We start from the raw sequence: 12244 nt of genomic DNA, 5'->3' as shown, positions 1-12244 counted from the left end.
ATACGGCGCGATGGCCTAGGGTCCCTTCTCATCCCCGGGGGGCCGCGCGAGCGGCTGAGAGGCGGCTGTGACGGCCGCGACCCGCTGAACCTGATCCGGTTGATACCGGCGGAGGGAGGGAGCGGCTTTTCACCGGAAAACCGCGCCCGCTCTCCGGCCTGATGGAGAGTGAAGATGGCCGACATTCCCGCGCGTACCGAGCTGAAGGTGACGACCGGCGCCATTCGTGGCAGCCGCAAGGTGCATGTTGGCCCACTGGGCGTGGCGATGCGCGAGATCGCGCTGGAGCCCACCTCCGGCGAGCCGCCGCTGAACGTCTACGACACCAGCGGCCCCTATACCGACCCGGACGCGGCGATCGACATCATGGCCGGCCTGCCGGAGCGGCGGCGGGCCTGGATCGAAGGACGCGGCGACGTCGAGCGCTATGCCGGGCGCGAAATCCGGCCGGAAGACAACGGCCAGCTCGGCCCGGACCGCTCCGGCGGGGTGCCGCAATTCCCGGCGACGGGGCGCAAGCCGCTGCGCGCCAAACCGGGCGGCAATGTCACCCAGATGCATTATGCACGGCGGGGCATCATCACCCCGGAAATGGAATATGTCGCGATCCGCGAGAATCTGGGGCGCGAGCGGATCGCGAACCATATTCGCGACGGCCAGGATTTCGGCGCCGCCATCCCCGACTATGTGACGCCGGAATTCGTGCGGGACGAGGTGGCGCGCGGCCGCGCGATCATCCCCGCCAACGTCAACCACCCGGAAACCGAGCCGATGGCGATCGGCCGCAACTTCCTGGTCAAGATCAACGCCAATATCGGCAACAGCGCCGTCGCGTCGGACGTGGCGAGCGAAGTCGACAAGCTGGTCTGGTCGATCCGCTGGGGCGCCGACACGGTGATGGACCTGTCGACCGGCCGCAACATCCACGACACCCGCGAATGGATCGTCCGCAACTCGCCGGTGCCGATCGGCACCGTGCCGATCTACCAGGCGCTGGAAAAGGTCGGCGGCATTGCCGAGGACCTGACCTGGGACATCTTCCGCGACACGCTGATCGAGCAGGCGGAACAGGGCGTCGACTATTTCACCATCCACGCCGGCGTGCGCCTGCCGTTCGTGCCGATGACCGCGAAGCGGGTGACCGGCATTGTCAGCCGCGGCGGCTCGATCATGGCGAAATGGTGCCTCGCCCACCACAAGGAGAGCTTCCTCTACACCCGATTCGAGGACATTTGCGAGATCATGAAGGCCTATGACATCGCCTTCAGCCTGGGCGACGGCCTGCGCCCCGGCTCGATCGCCGATGCCAATGACGAGGCCCAGTTCGCCGAACTGGCGACGCTGGGCGAACTGACCCAGATCGCCTGGCGTCATGACGTCCAGGTGATGATCGAGGGGCCGGGCCATGTGCCGATGCACAAGATCAAGGCCAATATGGACAAGCAGCTTGAGGCGTGCGGTGAGGCGCCGTTCTACACGCTCGGGCCGCTGACCACCGATATTGCGCCGGGCTACGACCACATCACCTCGGCGATCGGCGCGGCGATGATCGGCTGGTTCGGCACCGCGATGCTCTGCTACGTGACGCCGAAGGAGCATCTCGGCCTGCCCGACCGCGACGACGTGAAGGTCGGCGTCGTCACCTACAAGCTGGCCGCCCATGCCGCCGATCTGGCCAAGGGCCACCCGGCGGCCAAGCTGCGCGACGACGCGCTCAGCCGCGCCCGTTTCGAATTCCGCTGGCGCGACCAGTTCAACCTGTCGCTCGATCCCGACACGGCGGAGCAGTACCACGACCAGACGCTGCCCGCCGAAGGCGCCAAGACCGCGCATTTCTGCTCGATGTGCGGCCCCAAATTCTGCTCGATGAAGATCACCCAGGAGGTCCGGGAGTTCGCCGCGAAGCAGAACCAGGACAGCACCGCCTTCCTCGCCGCCGAGGAAGCGGAGGCGGGCATGAAGCAGATGAGCGAGAAGTTCCGGGAAACTGGATCGGAACTGTATATGGGCGCCGGCGGGCGCGAGCACGACTGAGGAGAGCGCCGGCCGTCATTGCGAGCCGCATAGCGGCGCGGCAATCCGCACGCTGCGCCGGATCGCGGCGGCGCCCGGAAGGGCGCCTCGCGATGACGGAGATTTCAGGCGGGGGAGCGGCCGCTCCCCCGCTTCCCCTACCGCAGCACCCCGCGCCCGCGCATGCCGAGGGCGTACCAGAGCAGCAGCAGGGCGATGAGCCAGATCGCGCCGGTCATCGCAAGGGCTTCGGCGGTGCGCAGGCTGGCGGGGACCGGCGCGGCCATCTGGTAGAGCGTCGCGATCGCCAGGCCGAACAGCGATATGGCGAAGGCGAGCACCGCCCAGTGGCTGCGCAGCAACAGCAGCAGCGCGCCCGCCACCCCGCCCCAGACGCCGAGCGCCCAGCCCGCCGTCGCCCACAGCGGGAAGCCGTAGAAATAGGCGAGCTGTTCGGGTGGAAAGGCGGCCATATAGGCGGCGTTGCGGGTTTCGGTCATGATATAGTCGAAGGCGCCGAAACCGTTCCAGGCAACGCCCAGAAGGCCGATCATCCACAGGTGCCAGGGCCGGCCCGCGATCATATACCGCCCATTCGCTGTCTCCCCACAGACAGGGCAAGCCTAGCATGGGGGGTGCCCCGGCCATATCCGACCAAAGGCCGATTGTCAGGGTAATTGGGCAACATCTGTGCAGGGTACGGCAGCGGGCGACGGCGCCAGTTGGTTCGGCTGGAACGACGGCGGGGGAACGGATCACCGCAGCCCCGGTGCGGGGGTGGGGACGGAGCCTAGCGCGCGGCGGCCTTGCGTCGGGGTTTGCTGCGTGCCGGTGCCGCGTCCGCTTTCACCGCCGGCGCGGCGCTGGCAAGCATGGGGGCCAGGTAGCGGCCGGTGAAGCTGCGCGGTTCCCTGGCCACCGCTTCCGGCGTGCCGCTGACGATCACCTCGCCGCCCTTGACGCCGCCTTCCGGCCCGAGGTCGACGATCCAGTCGGCGGTCTTGATCACGTCGAGATTATGCTCGATGACGACGACGCTGTTGCCGTGGTCGACCAGCGCATGCAGCACTTCCAGCAATTTGCGGACATCCTCGAAATGCAGGCCGGTGGTCGGCTCGTCGAGGATGTAGAGGGTGTTGCCGGTCGCCCGGCGGCTCAGCTCCTTGGCCAGCTTGACGCGCTGCGCCTCGCCGCCGGACAGCGTCGTCGCCTGCTGGCCGACCTTGATATAGCCCAGGCCGACTTCGACCAGCGTCGCCATCTTGTCGCGGATCGGCGGCACCGCCTTGAAGAATTCCGCCGCGTCCTCGACCGTCATGTCGAGCACGTCGGCGATGCTGTGGCCCTTGAACTTCACCTCCAGCGTCTCGCGGTTGTAGCGGGCGCCCTTGCACACGTCGCAGGTGACGTAGACGTCGGGCAGGAAGTGCATCTCGATCTTCAGCACCCCGTCGCCCTTGCACGCCTCGCAGCGGCCGCCCTTGACGTTGAAGCTGAACCGGCCGGGCTTGTAGCCGCGCGCCTCGCTTTCCGGCAGGCCGGCGAACCAGTCGCGGATGGTGGTGAAGGCACCGGTGTAGGTCGCCGGGTTGCTGCGCGGGGTGCGGCCGATCGGCGACTGGTCGATGTCGATGACCTTGTCGAGGTGCTGCAGCCCGTCGATCCCGGCATGCTGGCCGGCGAGCAGCCGGGCGCCGTTCAGTTGGCGCGCGGCGGTGGCGTAGAGCGTGTCGATCGTCAGGCTCGACTTGCCGGAGCCGGACACGCCGGTGACGCAGGTGAAGGTGCCGAGCGGGATGCTGGCGGTCACCGATTTCAGGTTGTTGGCGGTGGCGCCGCGCACGGTCAGCGTCTTGCCGCTGCCCTTGCGCCGCTTCGCCGGCACCGCGATCGCCCGCCGCCCGGCGAGATAGTCGGCGGTGACGCTGCCTTGGTGGGCAAGCAATTCCGGCAGCGTGCCGCTCGCCACCACCCGGCCGCCATGGGCGCCGGCGCCCGGCCCCATGTCGACGATGTAATCGGCCTGGCGGATCGCATCCTCGTCATGCTCGACGACGATGACGGTGTTGCCCAGGTCGCGCAGCCGGCGCAGCGTGACGAGCAGCATGTCGTTGTCACGCTGATGCAGGCCGATCGACGGTTCGTCGAGCACGTAGAGCACGCCGGAAAGGCCGCTGCCGATCTGGCTGGCGAGGCGGATGCGCTGGCTTTCCCCGCCGGACAGGGTGCCGCTGGTCCGGTCCAGGTTCAGGTAATCGAGCCCGACATTGTTGAGGAAGCCGAGCCGCTCGACGATCTCCTTCAATATGCGTTCGGCGATCCGGCGCTGCTGGTCGGAAAGCTTGTCCGGCAGGGCGGTGAACCAGGCGAGCGCGTCGACCACCGACAGCCGGGTCGCCGCGCTGATGTCGGTCATCGCCAGCTTGACCGCCAGCGCCTCCGGCTTCAGCCGGGCGCCGTGGCAGACCTCGCACGGCGCGGAGGACTGGTATTTGCCCAGCTCCTCCTGCATCCACGCGCTCTCGGTCTGGAGCAGGCGGCGGTTGAGGTTGCCGATCACCCCCTCGAACGGCTTCTTCACCTCATAGGATTTGCGCCCGTCCTGAAAGCGCAGGGTGACCGGTTTGCCCTTGGTGCCGTAGAGGATCGTGTCGTGGATCTCGGCCGGCAGCGCCTGCCACGGCGTGTCGAGCGCGAAGCCGAACTCGGCGGCCAGGCTGGCCAGCACCTGCATGTAATAGGGGCTTGGCGGGTTGGACTTGGCCCAGGGGACGATCGCCCCCTTCTTGATCGACAGCGCGTGGTTGGGGACGACGAGATCCTCGTCGAAGATCAGCTTCTCGCCCAGCCCGTCGCAGGCGGGGCAGGCGCCCTGCGGCGCGTTGAAGCTGAACAGGCGCGGCTCGATCTCGGCGATGGTGAAGCCGGAGACGGGACAGGCGAATTTCTCCGAAAAGACGATGCGGCCGGGCGGCGCATAGTCGAGCTTCATGCCGCCTTTCTGCCCGTCCTGCTCCGCCTCCTCCGCCGTGCCGCCGCCGGCGTCGGCCGGGTCGACATAGGCGAGGCCGTCGGCCAGCTTCAGCGCGGTTTCGAACGAATCGGCCAGCCGGGTGGCGATGTCGCCGCGCACGACGATGCGGTCGACGACGATCTCGATGTCGTGCTTGTATTTCTTGTCGAGGGCGGGCGCCTCCTCGATGTCGTAGAACTGGCCGTCGATGCGGACGCGGGTGAAGCCGGCCTTCTGCCATTCGGCCAGTTCCTTGCGGTATTCGCCCTTGCGGCCGCGCACGACCGGCGCGAGCAGGTAGAGGCGGCTGCCTTCCGGCAGGGCCATCACCCGGTCGACCATCTGGGTCACCGTCTGCGCGGCGATCGGCTCTCCGGTCGCCGGGGAATAGGGGATGCCGACGCGCGCCCACAGCAGGCGCATATAGTCGTAGATCTCGGTGACGGTGGCGACGGTCGAGCGCGGGTTGCGGCTGGTCGTCTTCTGCTCGATCGAGATCGCTGGCGACAGGCCCTCGATATAATCGACGTCCGGCTTCTGCATCATCTCGAGGAACTGGCGGGCATAGGCCGATAGCGACTCGACATAGCGGCGCTGCCCCTCGGCATAGATGGTGTCGAACGCCAGGCTGGACTTGCCGCTGCCCGACAGGCCGGTGATGACGATCAGCGAGTCGCGGGGCAGGTCGACGTCGACGCCCTTCAGGTTGTGCTCGCGCGCGCCGCGCACGGAGATATGGGTGAGCATGGCCGGCTTTGTTCCAGATTTGTTCGCGCGAGGCAAGGGCGCTTTCGGGGCCTGAAATGGGCGGTCGGCCGGTGGATGACAAGCGCCGGCGCCGATCCGGTACGGAAAGGGTTAAGCCATTCCCGCCCTTGCCCTCGGGGCGGGCGATGCCATATTCTCGGCCCATGCACGAACCGCGCGGCACGACCATGGCAACCCGCAAGACCGGCGAGGGGGACGACGAGGGCACCGGCCTCGGCGTCGCCACCCGCACGCGCACGCGGACCAAGAAGCCGGCACCTTACAAGGTGCTGATGCTGAACGACGACTATACGCCGATGGAGTTCGTCGTCCTCGTCCTCCAGCGCTTTTTCCGCATGGATATGGAGGCGGCGACGCGGGTGATGCTCCACGTCCACCAGAAGGGCGTCGGCGTCTGCGGCGTGTTCAGCTACGAAGTGGCGGAAGCGAAGGTCAACCAGGTCATCGACTTCGCCCGCCAGAACCAGCACCCGCTGCAATGCACGCTGGAGAAGGCGTAGGCGGTTAGAATGGCTGGGATCGCCGCGCCGCTTCGCGGCTCGCGATGACGGAAGCGCCGAAGCCCTGGTCCCAACCCGTCCATCCCGAGCGCAGTCGAGGGACGCACCACCCCCCACGAAAAACCGGTTCCCACATTTCCACCGGATGCTCTAGATCGCATTCATGGATCGCATCATCATCACCGGCGGCAGGCGGCTTGAGGGCCGGCTGCCGATTTCGGGCGCCAAGAACGCGGCGCTGACCCTGCTCCCTTGCGCGCTGCTGACCGACGAGCCGCTGACCCTGCGCAACCTGCCGCGGCTGGCCGATGTCGACGCGTTCGGCCACCTGCTCAACCAGATGGGCGTGTCGACGACGATCGAGGGCGCCAGCCCGGAGGATTTCGGCCGGGTGATGACGCTGCGCGCCAACCGGGTCACTTCGACGGTCGCGCCCTACGACATCGTCCGCAAGATGCGCGCGTCGATCCTGGTGCTCGGCCCACTGGTCGCGCGGGCGGGCGAGGCGACGGTGTCGCTGCCCGGCGGCTGCGCCATCGGCAATCGGCCGATCGACCTGCACCTGAAGGCGCTGGAGGCGCTGGGCGCGGAGATCGAGCTGGCCGCCGGCTATGTGAAGGCGGTGGCGCCGGGCGGGCGGCTGCCCGGCGGCGACTTCACCTTCCCGGTCGTCTCGGTCGGCGCCACCGAAAATGCCGTCATGGCGGCGGTGCTGGCGAGCGGGCGCTCCGTCCTCGACAATGCCGCGCGCGAGCCGGAAATCGTCGACCTGTGCCGCTGCCTGGTGGCGATGGGCGCGAAGATCGACGGCATCGGCGACAGCCGGCTGGTCATCGACGGGGTGAAGGAGCTGTACGGCGCCACCTACAAGGTGATGGCCGACCGGATCGAGGCGGGCAGCTATGCCTGCGCGGCGGCGATCACCGGCGGCGCGCTCGACCTGATCGGCGCCTGCGCCGACGAGATGCGCGCGACGATCGCCGCGCTGGTCGAGGCCGGCATCCATGTCGAGGAACTGGCCGACGGGCTGCGCGTCGCCGCCGACGGGCCGATCCGCCCGCTGACCCTGTCGACCGCGCCCTACCCCGGTTTCGCCACCGACATGCAGGCGCAGTTCATGGCGCTGCTCGCGCTGGCTGAGGGGTCGAGCGTGCTGACCGAGACGATCTTCGAGAACCGCTACATGCACGTGCCGGAACTGGCGCGTATGGGCGCCGATATCCGCGTGTCCGGCCGTACTGCCGTCGTCGCCGGGGTCGAGCGGCTGCACGGCGCCCAAGTGATGGCGACCGACCTGCGCGCGTCGATGAGCCTGATCATCGCCGGGCTTGCGGCCGAGGGCGAGACCCATGTCGCCCGCGTCTACCATCTCGACCGCGGTTACGAGCGGCTGGAGGAAAAGCTGCAGGCGGTCGGCGCCGCGATCGAGCGCGACGGCGGCGACTGAGCCCCGCGGCGATCGACGGGCGCCCTGGATTGCCGCGTCGCTGCGCTCCTCGCAATGACGGTCCGGCCTAGCCGACGTGGTTCAGCGTGTGGATGGTCAGGCCGACGAGGCCGCCGACCAGCGTGCCGTTGACCCGGATATATTGCAGGTCGCGGCCGACGGCGGCTTCCAGCCGGTCGGTGACGGTGCGCGCGTCCCAGCCGCGAATGGTGTCCGACACCAGCGTGACGATGCCGTCGCCGTAGCGCGCGGCCCCGCCGACGGCGGCGCGGCGGACGAAGCGGTTGATCGTCAGGCGCAGCCGTTCGTCCTGCTGCAACGCCTCGCCCAATTGCTTCGCCATCTCTCCCAGTCGCCCGCTCATTGCCGAGCCGGGGTCGTTGACCGCGCCGAGCAGCGCGGCGCGCGCCTGTTCCCACAGCCCGTCGATCCAGTGACGCATCGCCGGGTTGTCGAGCAATGCGTCGCGCAGATCGGCGACGCGGCGGCGCAGCCTTTCCTCGCTCTGCAGGTCGTCGGCCAGCGCGTTCAGCCCGTCCTCGGCGCGGACGCGCAACGGGTGTGCCGGGTCGATGCTCATCTCGTCGAGCAGGCGCAGCAGGCCGTCGATGATCTTGTTGGCCAGCGTCTCGTCCAGCCCGGTCCAGCGCATCACCGCGCCGGCACGTTCGTGGATCATCGCGCGGATCAGATGTTCGTTCGCCTCGAGCGCGCGGCCGGCCCAGCGAATCGCGCCGTCGAGCAGGGGGACGTGGCGGTCCTCCTTGATCGCGGCGCTCAGCGCCTGGCCGAGGATCGGCGCGAAATCGATCGCGGCGATGCGCTGGACGATCGCGCCCTTGACCATGCCGCCCAGCCGTTCCTGGTCGAGCGCGCCCAGTATGTCGGCGACCAGGCGCGAGGCGCCGTCGCGCAGCCGCCCCTCGCCGCCCACCGTCGGCGCGGTCAGGAAACGGCCGGCGGCGCCGGCGACGTCGACGCCCCGCATCCGCCGCGCGACCACCGACGGGGTCAGGAAATTGTCGCGCAGGAACAGCGCCAGCGTATCGCCGATCCGGTCCTTGTTGCGCGGGATGATCGCGGTGTGCGGGATCGGCAGGCGCAGCGGGTGGCGGAACAGCGCGGTGACCGCGAACCAGTCGGCCAGCCCGCCGACCATCGCCGCCTCGGCGAACGCGCGGACGAATCCGGCGGCCGGGTGGATCGGCTCGAAATGGCGGGCGGCGAGGTAGACCGCCGCCATCGCCAGCAGCAGGCCGGTCGCGGTCACCCGCATGCCGGCATAGCTTTGCGGCGTGTGCAGGCGGTCGAGCCGGGTACGGGCAAAGAAGCTCATGCGTTCAGAATGAACCGGGGGTGGAATGGTTCAACCCCTTTCGTCCGCCCGGCCCGGAAAGGGCGGGCGGACGGCGGGGTCATTCGGCCGGCTGCGCCGCCGGCGGCGGGGCGGCTGCGCCGCCGTTGGTCAGGTGCTTCGACAGCTTCGGCCCGATCCACCGTTCGAAGCCGACCGCCAGGCTGAACGCGGCGGGGACGATCAGCAGGGTCAGCAGCGTCGACAGGATCAGGCCGCCGATCACGGTGATGCCCATCGGCGCGCGCCAGGCGCCGTCGCCGGTCAGCGCGATCGCCGTCGGCACCATGCCGGCGACCATCGCCACCGTGGTCATCACGATCGGCTGGGCGCGCTTGTGGCCGGCGTCGACGATCGCCTCGTATTTGGGCACCCCCTTGTGAATCTCCTCCAGCGCGAAGTCGACGAGCAGGATCGAGTTCTTGCCGACGATGCCGAGCAGCATCAGCACGCCGATGAACACCGGCAGCGACAGGGGGTTGCCGGTCAACAGCAGCGCCAGCCCGCCGCCGAGCGGGGCGAGCAGCAGCGAGCCCATGTTGACCAGCGGCGCCATCATGCTGCGGTAGAGCAGGACCAGTACGCCGAACACCAGCAGCACGCCGGCGACGACGGCGATCGCGAAATTGACCAGCATTTCCTGCTGCCACTTCGAATCGCCCAGGATCAGGCGGCTGACCCCCATCGGCAGGTTCTGCAGCGACGGCAGCTTGTTGATCTTCTCCATCGCCTGGCCGCTGACCAGCCCCGGCGCCAGATCGGCGCCGATGGTCAGGCGGCGGACCTGGTTGTTGCGGTCGATCTGGGTCGGCCCGGCGCCGAAGCCGATATCGGCGACGACCGACAGCGGCACCGATCCGCCGGTCAGCGTCTGCACCGGCAGGTTGCGGATCGTCGCCAGCCGCTGGCGCGAATCCTCGTTCAGCGCGACGCGGATCGGGATCTGGCGATCGGACAGCGAGAATTTGGCGCTGTTCTGGTCGATCTCGCCGAGCGTCGCGATGCGGATCGCCTGGCTCAGCGCCTGGGTGGTGACGCCGAGCTGCGCGGCGAGGTCGAGGCGCGGGGTCAGCACGATTTCGGGGCGCTGCAGATTGCCCTCGATGCGCGGCGCGACGATTTCGCGCAGGTGGCTCATCTCGTCGAGGATGCGGCGCGCGGTCTCGTTCAGCTTTTCCGGGTCGTCGCCGCCCAGCGTGATCGAGATGTCGCGGTTGCTGCCGCCGCCGCCGCCGAACTGCGACTGGAAATTGACCCGCGCGTCGGGGATGCGCGCCAGCTCAGGCGCGACCGAGCGTTCGAACTCGACGCTCGACATCGGCCGGTCCTTGCGCAGGCGCAGATAGACGGTGGCGCTGCCGACGTCGATGCGTTCGAACGTGCCCGCGACCACGTCGGTGCGCTTTTCCATCATCGCCGCGACGCGGTCGGCCATCGCCGTCGTCTGCTCCAGCGTGGTGCCCGGCACCATCTTGATCGCAATCCGGCTGGTGTCGGAATTGATCGACGGCTGGAAGGTCATCGGTAGCTGGCTGAACACCAGGATCGTCATCGCGAAGGCGAAGCCCCCGGCGCCGACCGTCCACCAGCGGTGGCGCAGCGTCCAGCGCAGGACCGCCATGTACAGGTCCATCAGCCGGCCTTCGCCGTGTTTCTGCTGGCCGTGGGCGTGGAGGAAATAGGCGGCCAGCATCGGCGTTATCATCCGCGCGACCGCAAGGCTCATCAGCACCGCGGCCACCACGGTCAGGCCGAAATTCTTGAAGAACTGGCCGGACACGCCGGGCATCATCCCGACCGGCAGGAACACCGCGACGATGGTGGAAGTGGTGGCGAGCACGGCGAGGCCGATTTCGTCGGCGGCGTCGATCGCCGCCTGATAGGCGGATTTGCCCATCCGCATATGGCGCACGATATTCTCGATCTCGACGATCGCGTCGTCGACCAGCACGCCGGCGACGAGGCTTAGGCCGAGCAGGGTCAGGCTGTTCAGCGTGAAGCCCATCAGATCCATGAACCAGAAGGTCGGGATCGCCGACAGCGGGATCGCCAGCGCCGAGATGATCGTCGCCCGCCAGTCGCGCAGGAACAGGAAGACGACGATGACCGCGAGCACGGCGCCTTCGACCATGGCGTTCATCGCCGAATGATATTGTTCCTTGGTGTAGTCGACGTTGGTGAACAGCTCGGTGAAGGTGACCTTCGGGTTCTGCTTGTTCAGCTTTTTCAGCACGTCGACCGCGCCGTCGTAGACGGTGACGTCGGACGTGCCCTTGGCGCGTTCGAAGCCGAAGCTCAGCACCTGCTTGCCGCCGGTGCGCGAGATCGAGCGCTGTTCGGCGTAGAGGTCGCGCACGTCGGCGATGTCGGACAGCTTGACGGTGCGGCCGTTGCCGATCGCGATCTGGGTCTGGCCGAGGGTATAGGCGTTGCGGGCGTTGCCGAGGATGCGGACCGACTGTTCGGACCCGGCGATCTCGGCCCTGCCGCCGGCGGCGTTCAGGTTGACCTGGCGCAGCTGGCTGTTCACCGCCGTCGCGGTCAGGCCGTAGGACTGCATCCGGGCGGGGTCGAGGATGATGCGGATTTCGCGGTCGACGCCGCCGCGGCGGTAGACGTCGCCCATCCCCGGCACCGCCAGCAGCGCCTTTGCGACGGTGTTGTCGACGTACCAGCTCAGCTCCTCCAGCGTCATGTCGTCGGCTTCGGCGGCGTAATAGGCCAGCGTGTTGCCGGATGTGGACAGGCGGATGACCTGCGGTTCCAGGATGCCGTCGGGCAGGTTGCTGCGGATCTGCGACAGCTTGTCGCGCACGTCGGTGACGGCGCGGTCGATCGGGGTGCCGATCGCGAACTGGATAAAGGTCTGCGACTGGCCTTCGGTGACGGTCGAGTTGATCTCGTCGATCCCCTCGATCGTCCGCACCGCCGCCTCGACCCGCTGGGTGACCTGGGTTTCCAGCTCGGTCGGCGCGGCGCCCGGCTGGGTGATGATGACCATCGCGCCGGGGAAGTCGATGTCCGGATCGTTCTGCACGTCCATCCGCATGAACGCGACGATCCCCGCCAGGGTCAGCGCGATGAAGATGACCAGCGGCGGAACCGGGTTGCGGATCGACCAGGCGGAGATGTTGCGGAAGTTCATGCCG

At 68.3% G+C, this 12244-nt stretch carries 7 protein-coding genes and 1 riboswitch; of the genes, 3 read left to right on the top strand and 4 right to left on the bottom strand.

Features of this window, described 5'->3' with window-relative positions:
* The first annotated feature begins 25 nt into the window (after positions 1-25).
* Positions 26-134, top strand: a riboswitch (TPP riboswitch).
* 40 nt (positions 135-174) lie between these two features.
* Positions 175-2034, top strand: coding sequence for a phosphomethylpyrimidine synthase ThiC (thiC, locus tag E4A53_RS09475; RefSeq protein ID WP_136162852.1), 1860 nt, complete (start codon positions 175-177; stop codon positions 2032-2034).
* 137 nt (positions 2035-2171) lie between these two features.
* Here the strand turns inward: thiC and E4A53_RS09470 are convergent, their stop codons facing one another.
* On the bottom strand, positions 2172-2567 hold the full coding sequence (locus E4A53_RS09470; RefSeq protein WP_239018229.1) for a hypothetical protein: 396 nt from the start codon (positions 2565-2567) through the stop codon (positions 2172-2174).
* Positions 2568-2803: 236 nt separating this feature from the next.
* Positions 2804-5773 (bottom strand): excinuclease ABC subunit UvrA, encoded by a 2970-nt coding sequence (uvrA, locus tag E4A53_RS09465; protein WP_136162850.1) that lies wholly within the window; start codon positions 5771-5773, stop codon positions 2804-2806.
* Between the two features lie 164 nt (positions 5774-5937).
* Here uvrA and clpS point away from each other — a divergent pair, with 164 nt between their 5' ends.
* Positions 5938-6294: an ATP-dependent Clp protease adapter ClpS gene (gene clpS, locus E4A53_RS09460; RefSeq protein WP_420822619.1), complete on the top strand. Its 357-nt coding sequence runs from the start codon at positions 5938-5940 to the stop codon at positions 6292-6294.
* Positions 6295-6457: 163 nt separating this feature from the next.
* Entirely contained in the window at positions 6458-7741 is a 1284-nt protein-coding gene (murA, locus tag E4A53_RS09455; protein ID WP_136162849.1) for a UDP-N-acetylglucosamine 1-carboxyvinyltransferase, read from the top strand.
* 67 nt (positions 7742-7808) lie between these two features.
* Here murA and E4A53_RS09450 read toward each other — a convergent pair whose 3' ends face one another.
* Together E4A53_RS09450 and E4A53_RS09445 are read right to left on the bottom strand one after the other, a co-directional pair.
* Entirely contained in the window at positions 7809-9077 is a 1269-nt protein-coding gene (locus E4A53_RS09450) for a DUF445 domain-containing protein (RefSeq protein WP_136162848.1), read from the bottom strand.
* A gap of 79 nt (positions 9078-9156) precedes the next feature.
* Complete coding sequence (locus E4A53_RS09445; RefSeq protein ID WP_136162847.1) at positions 9157-12240, bottom strand: efflux RND transporter permease subunit; 3084 nt, start codon at positions 12238-12240, stop codon at positions 9157-9159.
* Positions 12241-12244: the final 4 nt, after the last annotated feature.

Origin of the sequence: Sphingomonas flavalba, assembly GCF_004796535.1 — a bacterium.
GTDB lineage: Bacteria > Pseudomonadota > Alphaproteobacteria > Sphingomonadales > Sphingomonadaceae > Sphingomonas_L > Sphingomonas_L flavalba.
Note: the sequence above shows the minus strand (reverse complement) of the source record. Positions and strands in the feature narration are given on the sequence as shown.

Excerpts from the sequence above, each read along its gene's own strand:
- uvrA (WP_136162850.1), bottom strand. The coding sequence starts at position 5,773 with ATGCTCACCCATATCTCCGTGCGCGGCGCGCGCGAGCACAACCTGAAG.
- clpS (WP_420822619.1), top strand. The coding sequence starts at position 5,938 with ATGCACGAACCGCGCGGCACGACCATGGCAACCCGCAAGACCGGCGAG.
- E4A53_RS09445 (WP_136162847.1), bottom strand. The coding sequence starts at position 12,240 with ATGAACTTCCGCAACATCTCCGCCTGGTCGATCCGCAACCCGGTTCCG.
- E4A53_RS09470 (WP_239018229.1), bottom strand. The coding sequence starts at position 2,567 with ATGATCGGCCTTCTGGGCGTTGCCTGGAACGGTTTCGGCGCCTTCGAC.
- thiC (WP_136162852.1), top strand. The coding sequence starts at position 175 with ATGGCCGACATTCCCGCGCGTACCGAGCTGAAGGTGACGACCGGCGCC.
- E4A53_RS09450 (WP_136162848.1), bottom strand. The coding sequence starts at position 9,077 with ATGAGCTTCTTTGCCCGTACCCGGCTCGACCGCCTGCACACGCCGCAA.
- murA (WP_136162849.1), top strand. The coding sequence starts at position 6,458 with ATGGATCGCATCATCATCACCGGCGGCAGGCGGCTTGAGGGCCGGCTG.